The organism is Winogradskyella sp. HB-48 (assembly GCF_049942685.1).
Lineage (GTDB): Bacteria > Bacteroidota > Bacteroidia > Flavobacteriales > Flavobacteriaceae > Winogradskyella.
Window position 1 is genome coordinate 1394026 of record NZ_CP187934.1, and the last position, 22931, is coordinate 1416956.

The following is a 22931-nucleotide window of genomic DNA, read 5'->3' on the forward strand; positions in this document are numbered from 1 at the left end:
TAATCCTTGATTTGGATTGCTAACTTGATAAAAATAAATAAAAAAAGCGAAGAAATACACAAAAAATCGATAAAAAACACTTTATTTTAACAAATAAGTCAAAAATTCTTTGATAAAATAAGACTAGGGAATCATGTCAAACCCAGTGTATGGTACTAATACGTCTGGAATTTTTATGCCGTCTCCGGTTTGATAATTTTCTAAAATTCCTGCTAAAACTCTAGGTAATGCTAATGAACTTCCATTAAGTGTATGGCACAATTCATTCTTGCCTTCACTGTTTTTAAAACGTAATTTTAAACGATTAGCTTGGAAAGTTTCAAAATTTGAAACCGAAGAAATTTCCAACCATTGGTCTTGAGCTGTTGAGAATACTTCAAAATCGTAAGTTAGTGCAGAAGCAAAAGTGACATCGCCACCACATAGTCTTAAAATTCTGTATGGTAGCTTTAATTCTTTGAGGATATTTTTCACATGATCAATCATGCCTTCAAAAGCTTTATAAGAATGATCAGGATGTTCTATCCTTATGATTTCAACTTTATCAAATTGGTGCAAACGATTCAATCCTCTAACATGGGCACCATAGCTACCTGCTTCTCTTCTAAAACAAGGAGTGTATCCAGTTATTCCAATCGGTAATTCGCTTTCATTTAAAAGCATATCTCTAAACAAATTTGTGCCTGGCACTTCTGCAGTTGGAATAAGGTATAGATTGTCTGCGGTAACGTGGTACATTTGCCCTTCTTTGTCTGGTAACTGGCCTGTTCCAAAACCAGAAGCCTCGTTTACCAAATGAGGCAATTGATACTCTGTATAGCCAGCTTCAGTATTTTTATCCAAGAAGTAAGTGATTAGAGCACGTTGTAATTTTGCGCCTTTTCCCTTATAAACTGGGAAACCAGCACCAGTAATTTTGTTGCCTAATTCAAAATCTATGATATCGTATTTTTTTGCAAGCTCCCAATGTGGCAAAGCACCTTCAAATAACGTTGGGATGTCTCCTTCACGATATATTTCTTCATTGTCTTCATCTGAATTGCCTTCTGGTACTGAAGTATGAGGAACATTTGGAATTTTATATAACAGCTCAGTAAGCGCATCCGCTGTTTCATTAAGTTCTTGTTCTAAACTCTTGGTAGATTCTTTTAGCTGCGTTGTTTTTTCTTTTAATACATTCGCTTTTTGAACCTCTCCAGATTTAAATAAGTTGCCAATTTCTTTTGATAAAGAATTAGATTCTGCCTTAATGTTATCTAGCTTCGTCTGAAGATTTCTACGATTTTCATCTAAAGCAATAACTTCGTCAATCATCGTGGTAGCATCGATATTTCGCTTTGCTAAACCACTAACAACAGCTTCTTTGTTCTCTCTAATAAAAGTAACTTGTAACATATCTAAAAATTTGAATTTATACCTATAGGTATACTAAAAACAAGGCACAAAAGTAATAAGAATTTAAGCAGATAAAAACTATTTTGAAGGTTTATCTGCCGACGAGGAAGGCAATATCCAGTCGTGATGCTTAAAATGATGCCATTCTTCACTAGCGAGGTCAACATTTGGATCTATAAGAGGTTTTGATTGTTTACCATTTACACTAACATAAGCTCTAACATAGACTTTTACCGACTTTCCTTTTTTAGCAAAATCTTGTTTTACATGTTGTGCAAATTGCCAAATAATGTCTGGTTTAGTACTAGCACCTCGCTGTTGCTTTTTGGTGAGATAATCATTGAGTTTAATAGGGATCTGTTGGTTAGTAGCTTCATCTATGACTCGATAACTAGCAGTTCCACTCTTGGCACGAAGCATCATTCGCCAAGATAGGCGATGGCCTTCTTCAGTCCATAGAACATCGTCTTTAAAATAATGATGACGAAGCGGAAGCGCTATATGGATAAGGAAATAGATAATAAAAGCACTAATGAACACATTACTGTGTTTAGGTAAGCTAATTTCATTTGAATCGTAAAGTTTTTTCTTTTTTAGAAAGATGTTTCTAATAAGTTCTGGCTCAAAAAAGAATAAGCTAAACGCTAATGCCAGATAAGGGAAAATGCCAATCTGTAAGACAATGGAGTTAAACAAATGAAAGAATATTGAAACAAAAAAGGCAAATTTTCGAGTGGGTTTAAATAACAAGGCAGGAATAATTAATCCATCAAATAAAATACCTCCATAAGCCAAAAAATAATGAAGCCATTCTTGTTGTAGTAAACTACCAATTAAAGGATAATCTGCTTTACCTTTCATTAATATTCGAATGAACGTCGTATCTAACCAATCTGGATACAGTTTAGCAATTGTTGCGTAGGTATAGAGTATAAACAGTTGTATTACAAAAATCCATTTGCACCAAGCTGGCATTGAAATGCGTTTTAATGAAGGGTTTAATTTTACATCTATTGAGGCGTATTTGTTTGCAGGCATCAAAACCATTAAAAAACTCAGAATAAAAAGCAAGTAGTAATGATTGTTGTAGGATGTTTTCTGCATTAAGTAGGTTGCTGTCCACATTGTAGCAAACATCAGCATACTAAAACGGTATTTGTACCCAACCATAATGAGTAATCCAAAAATTCCCATGATGATATAATAAAGATACATCCAATTGCCAGGTAAAGGCTGCAACCATTCAAAACCAATAAACGAAAAAGTAAATTTTGGGTCAATAAGCGTATTTTTTACCCAACCTGTAAAAACAGCTCCTACAGATTCTAAAAAGCAGAGCAAACCAAAGATAATCCTAAAGACTATAAGACCAGAATTATCGATATGTTTAAACAAAAACTTATGCATTGACTGACTTTATAAACTCCAAAGCTTCTGTCATATCTTTGCTGAGCTGCTTTTTTAGAGCTTTAAGGTTCTCGAATTTCTGTTCGCTTCTTAACCAATGGAGGAACTCGATTTTCAAAGATTTTCCATAAATATCGCTATAAAAATCGAAGAAATGAACCTCAATAGATCTCGCTTTTCCACTCACTGTTGGGTTGGTCCCAATATTCATCATACCATAAATGGTGAAACCTTCTATTTCGGATTTTACAACATAAACACCATCGCTTGGTATTAACTTATAAGACTCTTTAATGCGGATATTAGCAGTAGGATAGTCTAAAGTTCTTCCGATGCCTTTTCCTTTTACCACTTCACCAGAAATAAAATACTCATAACCCAAATAAGCATTGGCAACTTCAATATTTCCATTTTTCAGGGCATTTCTAATTTTGGTAGAACTTACAGTAACATCTTTTATTTCTTGAGCAGAGATTTCTTCAACCTTAAAACCATACTCTCTAGCAAAAACTTTTAAATTATCAATATTGGCACTTCGGTTTTTACCAAAATGATGATCGTAACCGATAACAATTTGTTTGGTATTAAGCTCATCTACGAGAATTTGCTTTACATAATCTTTAGCAGAAAGATTCGCAAATCCTTTGGTGAACTCTTTCACAATGACCTCTTCAATTCCTAAACTCTTAAGGAGCTGAATACGTTCATCTATGGTATTAAGAAGTTTTATACTATCATCTTTTTGAAGTACCATTCTAGGGTGAGGAAACAAGGTTAAAACAGCTGGTTTAGACTCTTTTTCACTGGCAATTTTTACTACACGTTTAATTATCTTTTGGTGTCCAACATGGACTCCGTCAAACGTGCCTATAGTTAATATTTTTTCTGTGTTCGTGGTCAAGGATTCAGATCTTTTAAAATTCCAATTTCTCTAGCAAAAGACTTAGTGTTTATTTAAAAAATCCTAAATTCGGAAGATTTTAATTTTCTACACCAAATAACTATGAAAACAAAACTACATTTTGTTTTGTCATTATCCTTTTTTTTAACGGTATTTTCTCTAGCTGCACAGCAAAATTATTGGGAAAAAACCGACAAAACAATTTTGAAAGGGAATGATGATAGTAAAGTTTTTAACCCAAAATTCTATCAAACATTTCAGCTAAACATTGAGGAGTTTAAAGCACAATTAGAGGGAGCACCATTAAGATCTGATTCAAATGAAACCAACACAAGGGTTTACCTTCCAAATATTAAAGGTGAATTAGAGGAGTTTGTTGTTTTTGAGGCTCCTGTTTTATCAGAAGCACAATCTGCATTGTATCCTAACATTAAAACATATTTAGGGTTTAGCACTAGACAACCTGGAGTAAGAGCTCGCTTTAGTGTAACACCTCAAGGATTACAATCCATGATTACTTACCCAGATGAGCCTATCAGTTTTACAGTTCCTGTAATTAAAGGTGATGATTCGTCTTATATTGTTTATAGTAGGGAGGTAAGAACACAAAGCTTAAAGGATTTTAATTGTTTAACCCAAGATGAGTTTTTTCCAATAAACACTAGTGAAGTATTTAACAGAGATGCCAATGATCAAATACTCAGAACATTTCGAATAGCAATCTCTACTACAGGAGAATATACTAATTTTTGGGATGATGGTAATGTTGGTAATGGAAACGCACAAGAAGATGCTTTAGCTCAAGTTGTCGCAACTTTAAACAGATCTAACGAAGTCTTTGAAGTAGATATGGCAGTAACTTTTACTCTTGTTACTGGAACTGAAATTATTTATCCAGATGCCGCTACAGACCCTTATACTGGCTCATTTAATTCACAGTTACAAAGCACATTGACTATCAATGTTGGTGAGGCAAATTACGACATAGGACACTTATTTAATTTTGGCGGTAATAATGGAAATGCAGGCTGTATAGGATGTGTATGTGTAGATGGTCAGAAAGGTTCTGGTTTTTCCTCGCATTCTTTTCTAGATAATGATGGTGGACCATATATGAACGATTTTTTTGATATTGATTATGTACCTCATGAAATAGGTCACCAAATGGGAGCTAATCATACATGGTCGTTCAGTAGTGAAGGCACTGGAGTTAATGCTGAACCAGGAAGTGGTACTACAATTATGGGATATGCTGGTATTACAGGCGGCAACGATGTGCAAGACCATTCTGATGCCTATTTTCATTACTACAGCATTTTACAAATATTAAATAACCTAAATACAAGAACATGTTGGGTTGGTAGTACTATTTCTAATAATCCTCCAAATGCTGATGCTGGTCTAGATTACACAATACCTAACGGAACAGCCTTTGTTTTAAGGGGCGCTGCAACAGATGTAGATGGCAGTGATGTTTTAACGTATACTTGGGAGCAGATTGATGATGGTGTTACCACAACTGGTAACTTTGGGCCAAATAAAACATCTGGATCCGTATGGAGGTCACGCCCACCAAGTACTTCGCCAGATCGTTATATGCCAATTGTTGAGCGTGTTATTGCTGGTCAACTTACAGAAACTAATCCTGTTGAGACTTTAGATAATTCATCGTGGGAAACGGTATCTAATGTTGAGCGAACATTAAATTTTGCACTAACTGTGAGAGATAGAAGTGAAGGTAGTGGTATTGGATTGACACCTCAAAGCGATTACGATACAATGACAGTAACCGTTGATGGTTTTGCAGGTCCTTTTATAATAACTTCGCAAACTACTAATGAAACTTGGGATGCAGGTTCTATACAAACTATAACTTGGAATGTGGCAGGAACAGATACAGGCAACGTTAATACGCCAACAGTTAATATTTTACTATCTACGGATGGCGGTTTTAACTTCCCTTTTGTTATGGCAAGTGACGTGCCAAATGATGGTTCTCATAATGTAACAGTTCCAATAACAGGCGGAGATTCTTCGACTCTAAGGGTTAAAGTAGAAGGCAATAATAACATTTTCTATGCTATTAACCCTACAAATTTTACGCTTCAAGAGTCTGAGTTCGTATTGAATATCGATGAGACTTCAGTAGATGTTTGTGAACCTGATAATGCAGTATTCACATTTACATACAACACCTTTTTAGGTTTTACAGGTACAACAACATTTAGTACAACAGGGTTGCCAGTTGGAGCTAATGCTACATTTTCGCCAACATCTGCTGATGCAGATGGTACACTGGTTACCGTAACAATCACTGGCGTAGGATCTCTATCATCGGGTAATTATCCTTTTTCAATAGTTGGGACTTCAGGGTCGATAATAAAAACAGCAGATGTAGAATTTAATGTATTTGACGCTAATTTAGCATCATTAAACCTCATTACACCAGCTAACGGTGCTACAGATATTTTTGCTGATAATGCTGTTTTTACTTGGGATACTGACACCAATGCCATGAGCTATGAAATTGATATTGCAACAGATACTGCTTTTACGAATATAGTAGATAACAACACAGTCCTTAACCCAACTTACACAGCAACGTCATTAAACATTAACACGACCTATTATTGGCGTGTAAGAAGTATTAATGATTGCGGTATAGGAAATTATTCTCAATCTAGTTTTACAACCGCAAATATTGCTTGTAATTTTTACAGTGCACTAGATTTGCCTATAGATATTTTAGAGACAGATAATGGAACAGATAATTATACTTCGGTAATCAATGTTGCTGATGACGAAGTTATCACAGATGTTAATGTAACGATTACTATTTCTCACGATTGGAACAATGATCTTGATATTTTCTTAATTAGCCCTTTAGGTACAGTCGTAGAGCTTTCTACTGATAACGGTAATTCAAACGATGATGATTATATATCAACAGTTTTTGATCAAGAAGCGACTACACCAATTACATCTGGTGTGTCACCATTTACAGGAACTTTTATTCCAGAGGGTGACCTCTCTATACTTTATGGTGAAATGTCTGCAGGTGATTGGACTTTGTCTGTAGATGATGATTTTGGTTTTGCTGATGGTGGTCAGATAGTAGATTTTACATTAGAACTATGCACTCAGCAGACACTATCAGTAGATGATATTGAAATACTAGACAACACCTTTAGTATTTATCCTAACCCTAATAAAGGAGAATTTAATGTTGCTCTAAGTAATCCATCTTCAGATAAGATAATTATTGAGTTATACGATGTTAATGGTAGAAGCATTTATTCTAGATCCTATGGCTCGTTCTATAATTTTAATGCCTCCATTAAATTAAATAATATTCAATCGGGAGTTTATCTAATTAAAGTTATTGATGGAGCCAATTATATGACTAGAAAATTAATTATCGATTAATGATTTAGTTACCATCATTGCATAAAAAAGACCGCATTAGCGGTCTTTTTTACTTTCCATTAAATTGATTCATGGTGTTATTAACGCCTGCAAGAGCAAAGGATTTAACCAATTCTGTTGAAGTTTTAAGGCGTTCTTCAAGTTTAGAGTTTTCATCATCATTCCATTCGCCAAGTACATAATCAACTTGTCTTCCCTTACTAAAGCTGTCACTTATGCCAAATCTAAAACGATTATAATTTGTAGTTTGTAGTTTATCTTGAATGTCTTTCAGGCCATTATGCCCTCCATCACTTCCTTTGGTTTTAAGTCTTAGCGTACCAAAAGGTAAGTTAAGGTCATCAGTTATAACAAGTAGGTTGCTAAGTGGTATTTTTTCTTTTTCTAACCAATATTTTACGGCTTTTCCACTAAGATTCATGTAGGTGTTTGGTTTAAGAAGAATTAATGTTCGTCCTTTAACTTTTATGGTTGTTACATCACCAAGTTTTTGAGTTTCGAAAGTAGTCTCTTCTTTACTGGCCAAGAAATCTAAAATTTTAAAGCCAATATTATGTCTGGTATTATGATATTTTTCTCCAATATTACCCAATCCAACAATTAAGAATTTTTTCATAAGCTCTTCTTCATTTTCTTTGATGCTACTATTAAAACCAAACCACTTTTTTAAGCGTTCCCACATTCTATTTAATTTTTGTAAAAATAAAAAAGCATTCCGTAAGAGAATGCTTTTTTGATATTTTGAAAAAGTTTTTTAGACTATTCTTGAGCTTCAGTTGCTGGAGCTTCTGCTGCTGCTTCTGAAGTTTCTCCTTCTTCAGTTTCTTCTTCATCTTCTTCTGTGTCAGCAACAGACAATCTACTACGTCTTACTTGGCAAACTACAGTATTATCTGGGTGTAAGAATTTGTAATCATCATTTTTTAACTCAGTGATGTAAAGCTTGCTTCCTATTTTAAGTGGTGTAATGTCAACCTCGATAAAATCTGGCAATTTAGAAGGAATAGCTTTTACTCTAAGTTTACGATAAGGTCTTCTAAGAACACCACCATTAAGAACACCTCTAGAAGTTCCTACAACTTGTACAGGAATTTCCATAGTAATTTGTCTGTCCTCAAAAATTTGATAAAAATCGATGTGAAGTATCTTATCGTTTACAGGGTGAAATTGAATGTCTTGCATAATAGCATTAAATTCTTCACCGCTATCTAAGGCAATCACAACTGTATGCGCATTAGCAGTGTATACTAGTTGAGAGAATGCCAACTCTGGTGCAGAGAAATGAATAGGCTTGTCTCCTCCGTATAATACGCAAGGAACCTGACCAGCATTACGTAAGGCTTTTGTTGACGTTTTGCCTACGCTTTCTCTTTGAGATCCATTGATTGTAATTGATTTCATGTGTTTTTGTTTATTGTTTTTTAATTGTCACATGGAACATCAAAAGATGTTTCATTTCAAAAGTTTAGTTTCCTCATTTTGAGGGCTGCAAATTTAAACATATAATAGAAAAATACTAGCCTTTTTGTGCTATTTTTTGAATTAATCAAAATTTCTGCACAAAAGTTCTATGTTTATCTGTACAAGTCTGGCTGAAATAGTGAAGATATACGAACTTCTACATTACAAATTTGCTGCTAATTGATCGGTTATGGTGTACATTGTACATCACATCTGCAAATAAATTAGCACAACTTAAAACCCTTAGTTTTTTACTCTCTTGTTTTAGAGGTATGGAGTTAGTGACAATTAATTCTTCAAGTTTGGATTTTTCTAAACGCTCATAAGCACTGCCAGATAAAATAGGGTGCGTACAAATTGCTCTAACACTTTTAGCACCTCGTTCCATCATTAAGTCGGCGGCTTTAGTTAAAGTACCAGCGGTATCTACCATATCATCTACTAAAACTACATTTTTGCCAGTAACGTCTCCAATTAGCTCCATATGAGAAATAACATTGGCTTTAGCACGTTGTTTATAACAAATTACCACGTCACTTTTTAAGGCTTTAGAATAAGCATAAGCACGTTTAGAACCTCCCATATCAGGCGAAGCAATAGTAAGATTGTCGAGATTTAGGCTTCTTAAGTATGGTAAAAATATGGTTGATGCGAATAGATGATCTACTGGCTTTTCAAAGAATCCTTGAATTTGGTCTGCATGCAAATCCATAGTAATAATGCGTGTTGCACCAGCAGCTTCCAACATTTTAGCTACCAGTTTTGCAGCAATTGGTACTCTAGGTTTATCTTTTCTGTCTTGTCTTGCCCAACCAAAATAAGGCATAACAGCAGTAATGTGTCTTGCCGAAGCACGTTTGGCGGCATCAATCATCAACAACATTTCCATTAAGTTTTGTGGTCCAGGATGTGTAGAGCCAATGATAAAAATACGTGTCCCTCTGATAGACTCTTCATAGGATGGCTGAAATTCACCATCACTATAAGTCGAAGTAATAACATTGCCTAACTCAACTCCATAAGCAGCTGCAATTTCTTCGGCTAAATCTTTGCTTTGTGAACAGGTAAAAACTTTGGCTTCTGTAGTATTATTAGGCATTTGAGTAAGTTGTTAAAAGGGTTGTTCGATGGATTAATTTGTGTGGTCAAAGTTAGAAAAATTATTTACTCACAAAAAGTATAAAACCCACTATTTTTAATTGGTTGACGAAAAATATTTTATATTTTTGCAGACCTAATTTGCTCAAGTGGCGGAATTGGTAGACGCGCTGGATTCAAAATCCAGTTTCTTCGGAAGTGTGGGTTCGATTCCCACCTTGAGTACCAAGAAAGTAAAGGCAAGCATGATTATCATGCTTGCCTTTTTACTTCATCTGTTTTGGTACATTTTTTGTGACTTTTTAGTTGAATAACTAACTATAAATCAACTATACATGAAGTCAAAATCTATTATTATCTCCATGGTTTTGCTATTGAGTTTTAGCGTTAGTGCTCAAACTGATTTAGAATGCAAGACAAAGCTTTCGCTCTTTCATCAATCGGCTATTACACAAAAATATGATGAAGCCTATGAACCATGGCTGTTTGTAAAAAATAATTGCCCTGATTTAAATCTTGCCATATATGCTGATGGCGAAAAGATTCTAAAACATAAAATCGAAAATTCTAAAGGTGAAGTTCAACTGAGTTTTATCAATAAAGTATTAGAATTGTGGTTACTTCGTGAAGAGCATTTTAAAAGTGATACTCCACAAGGTGAATATGATGCCAAAGCTTGTCAACTACAATACGATTATAAAGACGAACTAGGTAAAACCACTTTAGAGCTTTTTGAATGTTTTGATGCTGCTTTTAAAACAGATAAAGAAACCTTTACACATCCAAAAAGTTTATATACCTATTTTTCTTTGATGGTAGAATTATTCGATTCAGGAAAAAAATCTTCGGCTGACTTGTTTAATAATTATGATAATGTAAGTGAAAAAATAGAAGTTGAAATTCAGAATTACTCAGAAAAGCTAAATGCATTGGTAGAAAAGGTTGATAATGGAGAAACATTAACAAGGAGTGAGGAAAACAAAAAAGGTGCCTATGAAAGTTATCTTAAAAACTATGCGCTTATTCAAGGTAACATGAATATCATCGCTGATAAAAGAGCCAAGTGTGATAATTTAATTCCACTATACACTAAAGATTTTGAAATTCATCAAAACGATTCTATATGGTTAAAGCGTTCTGTTAGTAGAATGTATCATAAAGATTGTACAGATGATGATCTGTATGAAACCATGGTTAAGCAATACGATAAGGTAGCACCATCAGCAGATACCAAAGTGTATGTTGCTACAGTATTATTTAAAAAAGGAAAAGATGAAGAGGCTTATAAATACTTGGAGGAAGCTTATAAGCTAGAAACAAGATCGTATAAAAAAGCCAATATTGCATTTAGAATAGGTGCTATCCTTAAAGAAAAAGGGCAATACTCAAAAACGCGCAATTTTTTATTAGAAGCACTTAAGTTAAACCCTTCAAATGGGAAACCGCACCTTTTAATAGCGCTTATGTATCATGATAGTGCTAAGGATAAAAATTGTGGTAAAGATAATTTTCATCAAAGAGCGGTGTATTGGTTAGCAGCAGAAGAAGCTCAAAAAGCTTCTCGTGTTGACCCAACCTTGCAAAGTTCGGTAAAAGCATACGTAGATAATTATTTGGCCAAAGCACCAACTAAAGAGGAGATATTTCTTAGTGGCTTGGCGGGAAAAACTATAAAAATAGGATGTTGGATTAATAGGTCTATAAAAGTGCCTACCATTGATTAATAAGAAAAGATTTCTAGAGATTTAGTATAAAAAAGCCTAAAGTTATTCTTTAGGCTTTTTATCAATATTAATTGTAACTTTGGTCTATCCCAAATTAATTAAATTTAAGCTATGTTAGAAAATTTTTGGTTTAATGTAAAATACGGCATTAACCACGTTTTAGACCCTAATGGTTACGACCATGTCCTTTTTTTAATGGTACTTGCTGTACCTTATCTTTTCAAAGATTGGAAACGCGTTTTATTACTGGTTTCTATGTTTACGCTTGGTCATACACTATCTTTAGTTTTGGCTGCTTATGGTGTGGTTTCCGTTGATGGAAAACTAGTTGAGTTTTTAATTCCTGTTACCATTTTAGTTACAGCAATTTACAATGTGTTTACAGCAGGTAAAAATGACAAAGGAAAAAAAATAGGACTGCTGTTTTTTACAACCCTATTCTTCGGTTTAATACACGGTTTAGGCTTTGCTAGAGAGTTTAAAATGTTTGCTGGTCAGTCTCAAAACAAAATAGAACTTCTTATAGAGTTTGCCTTAGGTATTGAGATTGCACAGATTATCATAGTATTTGTGGTTTTATTCCTTGGATTTTTATTTCAAACTATTTTTAGATTTTCGCGTCGCGATTGGGTTATGGTATTATCAGCAATTGTTACAGGGCTGGTTATACCAATGATTATGGGAAGTGATCTGTTAAACTAACTATAATTGGTAAAACTTTAACGACAGTGCAATTGCGTATACAATTCTATCCTATTATATTCGTTACAACATCGTAAAAACACTTAATGTCAAATAAAAAACAACTACGTTACGATAAAGCTTACTTGCGTATTGCTCAGGAATGGGGAAAGCTATCGCATTGTAAACGCAAACAAGTTGGTGCACTCATCGTAAAAGACCGAATGATTATTTCAGATGGTTATAATGGTACACCAACTGGTTTTGAGAATTATTGCGAAGATGACGAAGGCTATACCAAATGGTATGTGCTTCATGCAGAGGCAAATGCCATTTTAAAAGTAGCTTCTTCTACACAATCATGTAAAGGGGCAACATTGTATATTACGTTATCCCCTTGTAAGGAGTGTAGCAAGTTAATACACCAAGCAGGCATCGTAAGAGTTGTGTATTCTCAGTCTTATAAAGATAACTCGGGAATAGAATTTTTGAAAAAAGCGGGAATAGAATTAACACTGATTGAAGATTTAGACGCCTAATGGCAACAAAAAATAAATACATACCACTTATCATAGGTGTGGCTATAGCTGCAGGAGTTGTTATTGGTGGTAAGTTAAACTTCACAGATACGTCTGATAACCTTTTTACAACTAATAGTAAAAAAGACAAACTCAATAGATTAATTGATTATATAGATTATGAGTATGTAGATGAGGTGAATACAGATAGTATTGTTGATGTCACTGTTAATGGAATTTTAGACAATTTAGATCCACATTCTACTTACATCCCAAAAGAAGATTTAGAACGAATTACCGAAAATATGAAAGGTGATTTTGTGGGTATTGGCATCAATTATTATCCTTACAAAGACACTATTGCTGTTATAAAACCAACAGAGGGAGGACCAAGCGAAAGTGCAGGTATAATGAGTGGTGATCGTATTCTGTTAGCAGATGGAGATACCATTTACGGTAGAAATATATCCAACGATTACATAACAAAGAAATTAAAAGGAGACAAAAACACTAAAGTAAGGCTAACGGTTTACAGAAAAAGTGAAGATGAAATCTTAGAGTTTGAAATCAAAAGAAAAACCATTCCGATTAAAAGTGTTGATGCAGCCTATATGCTAACCGATGAGTTAGGATATATAAAAATGAATCGTTTTGCAGAAACCAGCTTTAAAGAATTTAAGGAAGCTTTAGATGATTTACAAGATCAAGGTGCTACAAAGCTAGCGCTTGATTTAAGAGATAATCCAGGTGGATTTCTGGGTATTGCCGAGCAAATTGCAGATGAATTTTTAGAAGATGATAAATTAATATTGTTTACAAGAGACAAAAAAGGAAGAGAGGAACGAACCTATGCCACAAGAAGGGGTGATTTTGAAGATGGTGAAATCTATGTTCTTATTAACGAAAATTCGGCTTCAGCAAGTGAAGTTATAGCAGGAGCATTACAAGACAATGATAAAGGCATTATAGTTGGCAGACGTTCATACGGTAAAGGTTTGGTACAACGCGAAATGGCGCTTGGAGATGGAAGTGCCGTGCGCTTAACAGTTTCGAGATATTACACACCAACAGGACGTTCTATTCAAAGACCATACACCAATGGTGACAATAACTCATATTATAGCGATTACTATAAACGCTTAAGAACAGGTGAATTAGCAGACGCAGAAAATATTGAAGTCGATGATTCGCTAAAGTTTACAACACCTAAAGGAAAAGTGGTGTATGGTGGAGGCGGTATTATTCCTGATGTATTTGTACCAGTTGACATGTCTTTTGAAAACGAAACCATTAACTACTTAAGACGCCGAGGTCATTTTGGATACTTTGTTTTTGAAGAGTTGGATAAGGACAGAAGTATTTATGAAGATATTGCTAAATACGATTTTATTAACAATTTTGAAGTCAGCGATGATGTCGTTGTACGTTTTCAAGATTATGTTAATCGAAAAGAAGGTACTAATATTACTTTTGTGGCTTATAATGACGAAATTAGACGTCTTATTAAAGCAACCTTGGCTAGACAATTGTTTGATGATAATTCCTTTGAGGAAGTTCTCAACAAGGAAGACATCATGATACAAGAAGTGATACTTTTAAGCAATGAATATCCTAGCTTTAAACAGTAACTTTATCATGAACTTTGGTGTGTTTGCCATCATTCCAAAGAGTGAGAATATCGGTAGCGACATGTGCACCACTACCACTGGCAATTGCAAATTGACTTCTCCAACCAGCTAATGAGCCAGCAACATATAGATTTTCTTCTATTAGGTGATCTGAATTTTTTAGCCAAATTCTGTCCTTTTCCATAGCAGCTCTTGGATGAGGTTCAATATATTTTTCTAAACCTTTAATAGTGAAAAGATTAGTGTAGCCTACGGCTATAACTACTATTTTAGAAAAGTATTCTCCTTTGTTGGTAGTAACCTTAAAGCCTTCTAAGTTTTGATCTACATGTGTTACTTTCTCTTTTTCTATTTGAGTTACTTGTGGATATAAGTCTTTAAGTTGCTGAATGCCGTCGTTTAAAATATCTTTTCCTAAAGTGCCAGGTTTAAGACCAAGAACATTATTAAACAAAGCGGTTTGTAAGTGTGAGCTTTTTTGATGTGCTATAATGCCAATCTTTTTGTCTTTTGCAAAAGGTTTTTCTTTTGCAGAACCTAATACCAAAGCACATGATAAACCAGCTGCACCAGCACCAATAATTAACACATCAAAATTCATTTTGGCTTCTTGCTTAGGGTTTCTATTTTCTTAGAGATTCTAAGAATTTGTAATAAAATAATAGCGCAAAGTGCAGATATAATGGTTATGACTGCCGTTTGACTTTCTCCTTTTAACAAGGCGTCAAAGTTCAATTTTGTAGCATTAAAAATTATGAGTCCAATTGCGATAAGAGTTAATATCCAGATAAAGATTTTCATGTTCAAAGTATTTAAGCTAATAGCATTTTAATGTTATGAGCAAATAGCTTCACTGCTATAGCTAACAAAATTACACCAAAAACTTTTCTTATGATGCTAATTCCATTTTTACCTATAATTCTTTCAATTTTGGCAGAGGTTTTTAGCACAACATAAATCACAATAACATTACATATTACAGCAATAATGATATTCTCAATTTCAAATTCTGCACGAAGCGATAATAGAGTTGTTAAACTTCCTGGGCCGGCAATCAGAGGGAAAGCCAAAGGAAAAACCGAGGCGTTCACGGCATTACTATCGTCATCTTTGTAAAGTGTAATGCCTAAAATCATTTCTAGCGCAATAAAGAAAATAACAAAGGCACCAGCTACCGCAAATGAATTAACATCAATACCAATAAGATTTAATAAACTCTTACCCACAAATAGGAAAACAATCATTAATATACCGGCAATTAATGATGCTTTTTCACTCTGTATGTGGCCAACTTTTTTACGTAAATCGATAATAATAGGAATGTTTCCTACAACATCAATAACAGCAAATAAAACCATAAAAGCAGTAAATATTTGTTTAAAATCTAGCTGCATAATTTCCATTTTTAAAATTCGCCGCAAAGGTCTTATTTTATTGTGGATTAACAATATTAAATAACGGTAAAGTTTATTTATTTTTGCGACATGTTTCAGCTAGGAAAAACCATAGTTTCAGAAGATATAATCGAAAAGGATTTTATTTGCAATTTGTCTGCATGCAAAGGTGCTTGTTGTGTAGATGGTGATGCTGGTGCACCTTTGGATGAAGAGGAAACAAAAATTTTAGATGCCATCTACCCTAAAGTAAAACCCTTTTTACGTAAAGAAGGAATAGAGGTTTTGGAAGCCCAAGGTACTTGGGTAAAAACAACATATGGTGAATTAGAAACCCCTCTTATTAATGGCGCGGAGTGTGCTTACGTTATTTTTGATGAAAAAAATACGGCCTTTTGTGGCATAGAAGAAGCATATAATCAAGGAGAAGTAACATGGAAAAAACCTGTCTCTTGCCATCTTTACCCAATAAGAGTAAAAGACTATTCTGAGTTTTCTGCAGTCAATTACGAAAAGTGGGAAATTTGTAACGATGCCTGCTCACTAGGCAAAGAATTGCAAGTTCCTGTTTACAAATTTGTAAAGGAAGCATTGATCAGAAAATTTGGTAAAGATTGGTATGCTGAATTAGAAAAAGTTGCTGAGAAAAATTTTAAATAATTTTTTAGGCTATTTTCATTTCTCCACTAAAGTATCTGTTCCTAAATACTTATCATCTTTATTGTAATACCAAGTGCGTACTTTAGGCATTTTAATGCCGTTTACAATCATTTCTTCTGAGAGTAATATATATTCTCCCGATTCTGGTTTTACATTGCCATTTTCATCAGTTTTATAAAATTGATAAACTTCCATGGCGTAGGTTTCAGGGTTAAAATAGAAGTACCACACGTCGCTACCAACAGCTTCGTCGTAGGTGACTTTCAATACTAAATAGTCTTTGCTTTTAAAGCTTTTCTTTTCAACTGTTTTATCTAGGTTTGTTCCTGGATCTTTCAATTTCATTGGTAAGCCATAAAGGTAAGTGTAGTAGTTTTTATAAAGCTCAGCTCTTTCGCAAGACATATTGTTTGCTTTAGCGGTAACGCTATCCATATCCTTCCCATTGAGAACCATATAGCACTTTCCCTTAGATATAGTATAAACTGTTGTAGTTGTATCTCTCGTTGCTTTAACGCTAAAATGCTCCTTTGGTAAATCTATTCTTATGTTGCTAGTTCTCTCAGAAGCGTTAGGTGTTGTCATTTCTACAGTAAACTGAGCTTTGAAGGCTTTCCAATTCCCATTTGGGTCGTGATAAAAAATAGACTTTTCTAAGAGTTTTTCAGCGGATATGTTTTGGGCAAAAACAGAAAAAGGTAAGCAGAATACAATAAAGATGATAACGGATTTCATTAAATATTCTTTTAGGAAATGTAAAAACAAAAAGTGATTAATACGTTATTCTTCTTGGTCAGAAATGAGTTTGGCAGGCTTAACAGAGCTGTCATGCGATTGATAGTATTCCTCTAAGAGATTCATCATAGCAGTCAATAAGTCTTTGGTTTCTAGCAATAAACTAAAATAGAGTGTTGTGTTTTTAGGACTTGACTCTTCACTTCTTGTACGCTCAACCTGTTTTTGTATTTTATCTTTCACCAAATCAAATATCTCTGTTTTTTTTGCTAAAACAGCACCAATTTGTTCAAAGGATCTAGACTCAAATGCAGATTGGGTAGTCGCGAATAACGTTTCAAGTTGAGCATCTAAATCTTTAAGCTCCTTTATTTGACTAAACTTTAATTTTTTATGATTGTTATTTACGTGTTTATGGCTTGCTTTAGATATATACTCAAGCGATTGTGTTATATCTTGTAAATGTGCCAGAATATTAATATAGAAATTACTGGCAGCAACACTAGGCTCGTCTAAATTACGTATGAAATAAAATATGTTGCCCTTTAAATCATCTATTTCATTAGATAATTTATTAATCTGTTGTCTATTCTTTTTAAGTCGCTTTAAATCTTGAATGGCTAAACCGTTGATAGCTGAAGTATATATCCTATTACCTCGCTTAATTACATTGGCAATGTTTGTAGCACTTTCGTGAATAACACCTTGAGTAGAGCTACTCTCGGCTTTTTCTAATTGATCTTCCTCGCGCATTATTTTAGAACTTTTGCGATGAGCCAAAAAGCTTCTTACTAACAAAGCAATTGCTAGGACTAATAATCCTGCTAGCGCATATCCACCACCAAAATATAGAATAAAAGCCATTGAGGCTGCTGCAACAAAAGCACTAAAAGCCGTAAAGAACCAGCCACCAATAACGTTAAGAACACCAGCAACTCTGTAAACCGCACTCTCACTTCCCCAAGCTCTATCTGCCAAAGATGTTCCCATGGCTACCATAAAAGTCACGTAAGTTGTAGAAAGTGGTAATTTCTTAGAAGTTGCAATTGAAATAAGGACAGATGCAACCATTAAATTAACAGCTGCTCTCACTAAGTCAAAAGCAGGTTTATCTTGTTCTTTTATAACAATCTTAGGTTTTATAAATTGTTTTTCAGACCAATTTTTATACGAATTAGGTAGAATTCCACTAATGCTTTCATTAAGACCAATGGTAAGCCTTACAATAGCTCTCGATAAATAATTAGGTTCAAAACGTTCTTTAACTTCATCTTGTCTAGATAAATCTACAGAAGTTTTTACTACAGCTCTTGCTTTGCTCGAAAACCAAAGTGTAAGCACCATTATAAGTCCAGCAATAAGCAATAGGTAAGGTTCTGTTTGTACGGGTTCGCCTAAAGCAGACATTACGTAGTTTGTAGGTTCAGCACCGCTTGCTGTCCACGCTTCATAAGAGTTATATGCTGCAATAGGTACACCTATAAAGTTTACTAAATCATTTCCTGCAAAAGCAACTGCTAGTGCAAAGGTTCCTATTATGATAATAACAGTATAAATCTTAGCATTGAATAATTTAATAGCTAGTATAGAAAGTATTGTAAAGACCAAAAAGCTTATACCGATAAAGGTAAAAGGATTAGTACTTAAAAACTCTTGAGCAGAAGGAGGCATAAAAGCCGCATTTTTTAAACCTTTTACTATAATGAAGTACATGATTGAGGTTACAGCTAGCCCACTAAAAACTGAACTGTACCAATCTGGTTTTTCTTCAAATTTAAATGATAATAATAAACGCGAAACGTATTGAATAATAGCGCCAATGGTAAAAGCCACAACTACAGACAAAAGAATGCCTAGTATAATTTCAATAGCCTTTTCGTTATTTATATAGTTTCCAATATCTATGATAGATTGGGAATCATCAGAATAGATCTTGATTAGTGCCACCGCAACAGAAGCACCTAATAATTCAAATACAATTGAAACTGTAGTTGACGTAGGTAGGCCCATGGTATTGAAGAAATCCAAAAGAAGAATATCTGTTAACATAACAGCCATAAAAATGACCATAATCTCATTAAACATAAATTCTCCCGGATTAAAAATCCCCTTTCTAGCTACTTCCATCATGCCACTAGAGGTCATTGCACCAACAGCAACACCTATACTAGCAACAATCATTATGGTCTTAAAAGAAACGGCTTTAGAGCCAATAGCAGAATTTAAAAAATTTACAGCATCATTACTTACACCAACAACTAAGTCTGCAACAGCTAAAAATGCTAATGCAGCTAGCATATAGATATAGATGTTTTCCATTTACAAAGCGTAACTATAATTGTACACAAATTTCTTCTTTTAATTTCAACGTTATGTTACCAAAATGTTATGATATGCTTTTGGGTTTAAAAAAATAAATAATCGTTTTTACCGTAAACACGGGAATTATATTGAATGTTATCAAATACTATAATCTTAATATTATTTAAATATTTGAAAAACAATATATTACAGTCTTAATGTTAATTTAATGTTATGTAAAAGTTGTTTTAATGTAAAATAAAAGCTATGTTTGTAATGTAATTATTAATTAAAGCCCAAATGAATATGAAAAATTTAGTGATTGTTCTTATGATGTTAAGTGTAGCGTTCTCTTATTCACAGGACAGTAAAGAACCAAAGTTAGAGAAGAAAGGCGACTTAACTTACGTTACATATTTTCATGATAATGGTGAAATAAGTCAAACAGGTATGTTTAATGCTGAGGGTAAAGTTCATGGTGAATGGAAGAGCTATGATATTGATGGTAATAAAGTAGCATTAGGAAATTATGAAAATGGAAAAAAAGTTGGGAAATGGTTTTTTTGGCAAGGTGAATCTTTAAAAGAAGTTGATTTTATAGATTCTAAAATTGTAAGTGTTAACCAATGGGATAACAAAACTAAAGTAGCCATTAACAAATAATCAATGTAGTACTTTATAAAATTATAAAAAAGGCGCTCTAAATTTTAGAGCGCCTTTTTTATTTATGGATAATTTAATTTTTCTCTTAGAACTTAAATGTATAACCTAGAGATATTTCTCTGCCTGGTTCTCTTAATGAGAATACTTGATTATCGGTTCTGAAAGAAACATACTCACTCAAGCGTTCATCTGCTAAAATATTGCTTACCTTAAGATCTATAGAAGAACGTCCATTTTCCCCAAAAGTCTTATTCAAAGTAAAGTTTAAGCTGTTAAAAGGTTGTGTATATACATCTGGTACTAAACCAATACCAACAACTTCTAAAGTTTCACCTTGTACGTTATAAAACAAGCCAGCTTGTAAACCCATGTCGGTGTTGTTATAATCAAAACCAACATTAATTACAAAAGGTGCTTGCCCTTGCATATCTCTTTCACGCTCTATAGTTTCTCCATCTCTTGCTGCTAATTGTCTACTGCTAAACTCATCATCTCCCATGGTTAATTTAGATTCGGTAACAGTGACGTTAGTAACAAGTCTTAAATTATCAAGACCTTCGGAAAGAAAACCTAAACGCTGTCTAACTTCAAACTCAGCCCCAAAAACTGTTGCGTCACCTAGATTACCAACAGTAATTTGGGTTGGTGCTTGTTGAAAAAACGCTTGCTCAATAGGGTCTGTAAAGTCTTTATAAAAGCCACTTATAGCAAACATCTGACCATTTTCACCAAAGTATTCGTAACGTATATCAAAGTTGTTTACATAAGTTGGAACTAAATTGATATTACCAATAAATAATCTATTGGTGATAGGATCAAAAATTTGAGCAACAGATGCTTCTTTGAAAGATGGACGAGCAGTGGTACGTCCATAAGAAGCTCTTAAATTAGATTTATCGTTTAAAGCATAAATTAAATTAGCCGAAGGGAAAAAATCTACCTCTTCCAGAATATTTTCCCTATCAAATACAGTAGAATTATCTTGTCCTGTATAGTAAGAGTTAAATGCTTCTACTCTCATGCCTATTACAGATTTAAATTTTTCAGACATGTTAAACTCTGCAGAAGCATACGTAGCACCAATATGTTGTTCACCTTCATAGGCATCATTTGGATTAAAAGTGTCAATCGATATTAAATATGTACCATTGTCCGTGTCAGGTGTCCAAATATTATTTGGGTTTAATAATTGATTAACATCTCCACTAGCAATAAAAGAATCATCTCCCTGAATATTGAAAGTGTAGTCATCAGTACTAAAATCTCTAAACTTATATGTATAAGCACCGCCAAATTTAATTTTAGCAGGACGACCAAACAACTCTACAGTTTTATCAAAATCTATTTTGCCAGCCCAGTTTTCTTCAACTAAATTTCTCCAAAGTTGAATTGGGAATGTCGCAGCAGAAGGACTCACAAAAAATTCTCCATTATCAGCTCTTTGTAATGGTGTAATTCTATGTGCTTTATCCATCACTTTAGAAAAAGTTGGGGCCAATTTCCATTCCATATTGAAGGCATTTTCCTCAGTCATACTATTCAATCTGTGGGTGCCGCCTAATAATAAATTAGTAATGGAACGCTCTGTATATGTAACAGAATTTTTAGTTAATGGCTCTAAACCACCACCAACCCCATCTTGAGATATGGTTTGGTTAAAAAAACCAGCTGCAGATTCACCGTTTTGAATGTGTAGTAAGTTTGCTTTTATTTTAGACTTATCAGTCTTGTAGGTTAAACCTAACATTCCATTGAGAATAACATTGTTTATACCTTCCGACCCTGTAGATGCTAAAGTAAAATTTAAGTCATTATCAGATGAATCTGAATTGTTTTTAATATAAGCACCGTCTTGTCTATCTTCATAAAATGTAGTTTCATTTTTGTAAGAAAATGAAGCTTGATATCCTAATCGATCATCTCCGATATCATATTGATTACCCAGTGTAAAGCCCAAATCATAGTTCATTCCACTGGTGCTTTGTTCACCTGCAAGTTCACTCAGGAATCTACTTGTTAATGATGTCAGTAATAATCTATTGTCAAAAGTACCTGGAATAGGTTGGTATCTATTTATAGGCAAATTTCTTGTTCCGTCATCATATCCAAAGAAATCTGTATCACTTCCTTCTGATTTCAGATACTGATCATTAAAGTGCATGTCTGGATTGTAACCACCACCTATAGAGATAGAATATTCTTCTTTACTTGGAAAATCCTTAGTTACAATATCAACTAAACCGCCTGTGAAATCTGCAGGATACTCAGCTGATGCTGATTTTACAACTATGACATTGTCAATGATATTAGTAGGGAATAAATCCATTTGTATCGTATTACGGTCTGGATCTAAACCTGGGATATCAATACCATTTAAAGTAGTTTTAGTATAACGGTCACCTAAACCACGTACAAAAACATATTTATCTCCTTGAATAGAAACACCAGGAACACTTTTTACAGCTGCGGCAACGTTACTAGCTCCAGTACTTTTTATAGCTTGGGAAGACAAGCCGTCTAATACAACCGCTGATTTTTTTTGTAGATTTAAAACTGCACTTTCTGTGTTTCTTTTGGTTGTTGTAGTGATGACAACCGTATCTAAAGAATTGGTTTCCATCAGTACATCTAAGGTAAATACTTCGTTATTTTTTACAACTACGTCTGAAATTTCTTTGGTAGTATAACCGACAAATGAAAATACTAATGTGTAAGTGCCTTCTTCTAGCTCTAGCTCATATTTTCCATCAAAATCAGTGGTAACACCTTTTGAGGTACCTTTTACTAAAATGTTAGCAAAGGCCATAGGCTCATTAAACTCACCATCAATTACAGTTCCAACCACTTTTCCTTGAGAAAAAGCCATAGATGTAGCTGAAATAAATATAATAAGAGCTAAGACTTTTAATATATGTTTCATATAATGTTATTATTAATCC

General features: G+C 33.9%; 19 protein-coding genes and 1 tRNA gene. 8 read left to right on the forward strand and 12 right to left on the reverse strand.

The genetic code is table 11. The features are described from left to right. Positions 1-123 precede the first annotated feature (123 nt). The 3 genes from serS to ACPX19_RS06170 form a co-directional block, all read right to left on the reverse strand. The gene (serS, locus tag ACPX19_RS06160; RefSeq protein WP_426432132.1) at positions 124-1395 is read right to left on the reverse strand and encodes a serine--tRNA ligase; all 1272 of its coding nucleotides are present in this window, start codon (positions 1393-1395) and stop codon (positions 124-126) included. Positions 1396-1473: 78 nt separating this feature from the next. Next, positions 1474-2802 (reverse strand): HTTM domain-containing protein, encoded by a 1329-nt coding sequence (locus ACPX19_RS06165; RefSeq protein WP_426432133.1) that lies wholly within the window; start codon positions 2800-2802, stop codon positions 1474-1476. Then, the gene (locus ACPX19_RS06170) at positions 2795-3703 is read right to left on the reverse strand and encodes a bifunctional riboflavin kinase/FAD synthetase (RefSeq protein WP_426432135.1); all 909 of its coding nucleotides are present in this window, start codon (positions 3701-3703) and stop codon (positions 2795-2797) included. The genes ACPX19_RS06165 and ACPX19_RS06170 overlap by 8 nt, the downstream gene beginning before the upstream one ends. A 102-nt stretch (positions 3704-3805) precedes the next feature. On the opposite strand from ACPX19_RS06170, the gene ACPX19_RS06175 reads away from it, so the two are divergent. After that, positions 3806-7129 (forward strand): reprolysin-like metallopeptidase, encoded by a 3324-nt coding sequence (locus ACPX19_RS06175; protein WP_426432136.1) that lies wholly within the window; start codon positions 3806-3808, stop codon positions 7127-7129. 49 nt (positions 7130-7178) lie between these two features. Here the strand turns inward: ACPX19_RS06175 and pth are convergent, their stop codons facing one another. The 3 genes from pth to ACPX19_RS06190 all read right to left on the reverse strand — a co-directional run bounded on the left by pth (position 7179) and on the right by ACPX19_RS06190 (position 9689). After that, positions 7179-7811 carry an aminoacyl-tRNA hydrolase gene (pth, locus tag ACPX19_RS06180; protein WP_426432137.1) on the reverse strand — a complete coding sequence of 211 codons (633 nt, stop codon included), beginning with the start codon at positions 7809-7811 and terminating at the stop codon, positions 7179-7181. Between the two features lie 77 nt (positions 7812-7888). Further along, positions 7889-8530 carry a 50S ribosomal protein L25/general stress protein Ctc gene (locus ACPX19_RS06185; RefSeq protein WP_426432138.1) on the reverse strand — a complete coding sequence of 214 codons (642 nt, stop codon included), beginning with the start codon at positions 8528-8530 and terminating at the stop codon, positions 7889-7891. Positions 8531-8747: 217 nt separating this feature from the next. After that, positions 8748-9689 (reverse strand): ribose-phosphate pyrophosphokinase, encoded by a 942-nt coding sequence (locus tag ACPX19_RS06190; protein WP_426432140.1) that lies wholly within the window; start codon positions 9687-9689, stop codon positions 8748-8750. Between the two features lie 142 nt (positions 9690-9831). Here ACPX19_RS06190 and ACPX19_RS06195 point away from each other — a divergent pair. The 5 genes from ACPX19_RS06195 (at position 9832) to ACPX19_RS06215 (ending at position 14239) form a co-directional block, all read left to right on the forward strand. Beyond that, positions 9832-9916, forward strand: a tRNA-Leu gene (locus tag ACPX19_RS06195). A gap of 107 nt (positions 9917-10023) precedes the next feature. Beyond that, complete coding sequence (locus ACPX19_RS06200) at positions 10024-11412, forward strand: hypothetical protein (protein ID WP_426432141.1); 1389 nt, start codon at positions 10024-10026, stop codon at positions 11410-11412. A gap of 111 nt (positions 11413-11523) precedes the next feature. Continuing rightward, positions 11524-12114: a HupE/UreJ family protein gene (locus ACPX19_RS06205; RefSeq protein ID WP_426432142.1), complete on the forward strand. Its 591-nt coding sequence runs from the start codon at positions 11524-11526 to the stop codon at positions 12112-12114. An 86-nt stretch (positions 12115-12200) separates the two neighbouring features. Beyond that, positions 12201-12632, forward strand: a complete 432-nt coding sequence (locus ACPX19_RS06210) for a deoxycytidylate deaminase (RefSeq protein WP_426432143.1) — start codon at positions 12201-12203, stop codon at positions 12630-12632. After that, the gene (locus ACPX19_RS06215) at positions 12632-14239 is read left to right on the forward strand and encodes a S41 family peptidase (protein ID WP_426432144.1); all 1608 of its coding nucleotides are present in this window, start codon (positions 12632-12634) and stop codon (positions 14237-14239) included. Before ACPX19_RS06210 ends, ACPX19_RS06215 begins: the two co-directional genes overlap by 1 nt. Here the strand turns inward: ACPX19_RS06215 and ACPX19_RS06220 are convergent. Genes ACPX19_RS06220 through ACPX19_RS06230 form a run of 3 tightly spaced genes read right to left on the reverse strand, consistent with a single transcriptional unit; the run spans position 14229 to position 15633 of the window. Beyond that, complete coding sequence (locus ACPX19_RS06220) at positions 14229-14840, reverse strand: FAD-dependent oxidoreductase (protein ID WP_426432145.1); 612 nt, start codon at positions 14838-14840, stop codon at positions 14229-14231. The genes ACPX19_RS06215 and ACPX19_RS06220 overlap by 11 nt on opposite strands. Further along, a complete protein-coding gene (locus ACPX19_RS06225) occupies positions 14837-15040 on the reverse strand; it encodes a hypothetical protein (protein ID WP_426432146.1) in 204 nt (67 codons plus the stop codon). Before ACPX19_RS06225 ends, ACPX19_RS06220 begins: the two co-directional genes overlap by 4 nt. 11 nt (positions 15041-15051) lie before the next feature. Then, positions 15052-15633: a MarC family protein gene (locus tag ACPX19_RS06230; RefSeq protein WP_426432147.1), complete on the reverse strand. Its 582-nt coding sequence runs from the start codon at positions 15631-15633 to the stop codon at positions 15052-15054. A 90-nt stretch (positions 15634-15723) separates the two neighbouring features. On the opposite strand from ACPX19_RS06230, the gene ACPX19_RS06235 reads away from it, so the two are divergent. Further along, entirely contained in the window at positions 15724-16293 is a 570-nt protein-coding gene (locus tag ACPX19_RS06235; protein ID WP_426432148.1) for a DUF3109 family protein, read from the forward strand. Between the two features lie 15 nt (positions 16294-16308). Here ACPX19_RS06235 and ACPX19_RS06240 read toward each other — a convergent pair whose 3' ends face one another. Together ACPX19_RS06240 and ACPX19_RS06245 are read right to left on the reverse strand one after the other, a co-directional pair. Beyond that, complete coding sequence (locus ACPX19_RS06240; RefSeq protein WP_426432149.1) at positions 16309-17028, reverse strand: DUF6503 family protein; 720 nt, start codon at positions 17026-17028, stop codon at positions 16309-16311. A gap of 45 nt (positions 17029-17073) precedes the next feature. Further along, positions 17074-19347, reverse strand: a complete 2274-nt coding sequence (locus tag ACPX19_RS06245) for an anion permease (protein ID WP_426432151.1) — start codon at positions 19345-19347, stop codon at positions 17074-17076. 288 nt (positions 19348-19635) lie between these two features. Here ACPX19_RS06245 and ACPX19_RS06250 point away from each other — a divergent pair, with 288 nt between their 5' ends. Beyond that, the gene (locus ACPX19_RS06250) at positions 19636-19992 is read left to right on the forward strand and encodes a toxin-antitoxin system YwqK family antitoxin (protein WP_426432153.1); all 357 of its coding nucleotides are present in this window, start codon (positions 19636-19638) and stop codon (positions 19990-19992) included. Between the two features lie 85 nt (positions 19993-20077). Here ACPX19_RS06250 and ACPX19_RS06255 read toward each other — a convergent pair whose 3' ends face one another. Next, entirely contained in the window at positions 20078-22912 is a 2835-nt protein-coding gene (locus ACPX19_RS06255; RefSeq protein WP_426432154.1) for a TonB-dependent receptor domain-containing protein, read from the reverse strand. Positions 22913-22931: the final 19 nt, after the last annotated feature.

Bases quoted from the DNA above. Each gene is read 5' to 3' on its own strand.
- ACPX19_RS06245 (WP_426432151.1), bottom strand. From the start codon at position 19,347: ATGGAAAACATCTATATCTATATGCTAGCTGCATTAGCATTTTTAGCT.
- ACPX19_RS06205 (WP_426432142.1), top strand. From the start codon at position 11,524: ATGTTAGAAAATTTTTGGTTTAATGTAAAATACGGCATTAACCACGTT.
- ACPX19_RS06175 (WP_426432136.1), top strand. From the start codon at position 3,806: ATGAAAACAAAACTACATTTTGTTTTGTCATTATCCTTTTTTTTAACG.
- ACPX19_RS06185 (WP_426432138.1), bottom strand. From the start codon at position 8,530: ATGAAATCAATTACAATCAATGGATCTCAAAGAGAAAGCGTAGGCAAA.
- ACPX19_RS06210 (WP_426432143.1), top strand. From the start codon at position 12,201: ATGTCAAATAAAAAACAACTACGTTACGATAAAGCTTACTTGCGTATT.
- ACPX19_RS06235 (WP_426432148.1), top strand. From the start codon at position 15,724: ATGTTTCAGCTAGGAAAAACCATAGTTTCAGAAGATATAATCGAAAAG.
- ACPX19_RS06255 (WP_426432154.1), bottom strand. From the start codon at position 22,912: ATGAAACATATATTAAAAGTCTTAGCTCTTATTATATTTATTTCAGCT.
- pth (WP_426432137.1), bottom strand. From the start codon at position 7,811: ATGTGGGAACGCTTAAAAAAGTGGTTTGGTTTTAATAGTAGCATCAAA.
- ACPX19_RS06190 (WP_426432140.1), bottom strand. From the start codon at position 9,689: ATGCCTAATAATACTACAGAAGCCAAAGTTTTTACCTGTTCACAAAGC.
- ACPX19_RS06165 (WP_426432133.1), bottom strand. From the start codon at position 2,802: ATGCATAAGTTTTTGTTTAAACATATCGATAATTCTGGTCTTATAGTC.
- ACPX19_RS06240 (WP_426432149.1), bottom strand. From the start codon at position 17,028: ATGAAATCCGTTATCATCTTTATTGTATTCTGCTTACCTTTTTCTGTT.
- ACPX19_RS06225 (WP_426432146.1), bottom strand. From the start codon at position 15,040: ATGAAAATCTTTATCTGGATATTAACTCTTATCGCAATTGGACTCATA.
- serS (WP_426432132.1), bottom strand. From the start codon at position 1,395: ATGTTACAAGTTACTTTTATTAGAGAGAACAAAGAAGCTGTTGTTAGT.
- ACPX19_RS06200 (WP_426432141.1), top strand. From the start codon at position 10,024: ATGAAGTCAAAATCTATTATTATCTCCATGGTTTTGCTATTGAGTTTT.
- ACPX19_RS06250 (WP_426432153.1), top strand. From the start codon at position 19,636: ATGAAAAATTTAGTGATTGTTCTTATGATGTTAAGTGTAGCGTTCTCT.
- ACPX19_RS06230 (WP_426432147.1), bottom strand. From the start codon at position 15,633: ATGCAGCTAGATTTTAAACAAATATTTACTGCTTTTATGGTTTTATTT.
- ACPX19_RS06220 (WP_426432145.1), bottom strand. From the start codon at position 14,840: ATGAATTTTGATGTGTTAATTATTGGTGCTGGTGCAGCTGGTTTATCA.
- ACPX19_RS06215 (WP_426432144.1), top strand. From the start codon at position 12,632: ATGGCAACAAAAAATAAATACATACCACTTATCATAGGTGTGGCTATA.